The sequence below is a fragment of the Mesorhizobium sp. M2A.F.Ca.ET.037.01.1.1 genome (genome assembly GCF_003998075.1).
GTDB lineage: Bacteria > Pseudomonadota > Alphaproteobacteria > Rhizobiales > Rhizobiaceae > Mesorhizobium.
On sequence record NZ_RZSA01001417.1, the window covers coordinates 1 to 1,184 of the forward strand.

Annotated in this window: 2 protein-coding genes; both read left to right on the top strand. The window is 62.5% G+C overall.

Annotated features, from left to right (window positions below):
* Positions 1-332, top strand: a 332-nt coding sequence (locus tag EOA27_RS37260; protein WP_145970858.1) for a J domain-containing protein, incomplete at its 5' end; no start/stop codon positions are given.
* 123 nt (positions 333-455) lie between these two features.
* Positions 456-1,184, top strand: a 729-nt coding sequence (locus EOA27_RS37265) for an AAA family ATPase (RefSeq protein WP_127258806.1), incomplete at its 3' end; no start/stop codon positions are given.

Here is a 1,184-nt window from a genome sequence, read left to right on the forward strand (position 1 = left end):
GCGCCAATGGCGGCGGGACGCGCTCGGCGCCGGATTTCGCGCAGCAGCGCTCGGGACGCGCCGGCTACTACAACCGCATGCGCGACCCGTTCAACCTGTTCGGCTCAGGCGCGCGCGAGCCGCGCGAACGCAAGGCAAAACCGCTTGAGGCCAAGGCGCTGGAAACGCTTGGCCTTGATACAAAGGCGACTGGTCAGGACATCAAGGCGCGTTATAAGGAACTGGTTAAGCGCCACCATCCGGATGCGAATGGCGGAGACAGAGGTTCGGAAGACCGGTTCCGCGATGTGCTGCAGGCCTATCGCGTGCTCAAGCAGGCAGGATTGTGCTGAGCGGCCCTACGGTCCCAAGTCTTTTCCAACTTTCATAACGTTGGAAAAGGCTCTAAGACCGCCCCCGGACAAAATCGATTGCCGGCGAAACGCGGCGTTTCGCCCGTGGAGACGTTGATAGAGATGAACAAGGTCGATCGCGACATCGCCAACCTGCCCGACACGACGGTGTCGGTGAAGGAGAAATTCGGTTTCGAGTCCAAGATGGTCGTTCCCGCCTATTCGGCGGCGACAGAGCATGTCCCGGACATCGACCCGGACTATCTGTTCGACAAGGCGACGACATTGGCGATCCTCGCCGGCTTTGCTTACAACCGCCGCGTGATGGTGTCGGGCTATCACGGCACCGGCAAGTCGACGCATATCGAGCAGGTGGCGGCGCGGCTCAACTGGCCCTGCGTGCGCGTCAACCTCGACAGCCATGTCAGCCGTATCGACCTCGTCGGCAAGGACGCCATCGTGGTCAAGGAAGGCCTGCAGGTCACCGAGTTCCGCGACGGCATCCTGCCCTGGGCCTATCAGCACAATGTCGCGCTCTGCTTCGACGAGTATGACGCCGGGCGACCGGACGTGATGTTCGTTATCCAGCGCGTGCTGGAATCGTCGGGGCGGCTCACTCTGCTCGACCAGAGCCGCGTCATCCGCCCACATCCGGCTTTCCGGCTGTTCGCCACCGCCAACACGGTCGGTCTCGGCGACACCACCGGCCTCTATCACGGCACGCAGCAGATCAACCAGGCGCAGATGGACCGCTGGTCGATCGTCACCACGCTCAACTACCTGCCGCACGACAATGAGGTGAACAGCGTGCTGGCCAAGGCCAAGCACTACCGCGACAACAAGGGCAGGGAC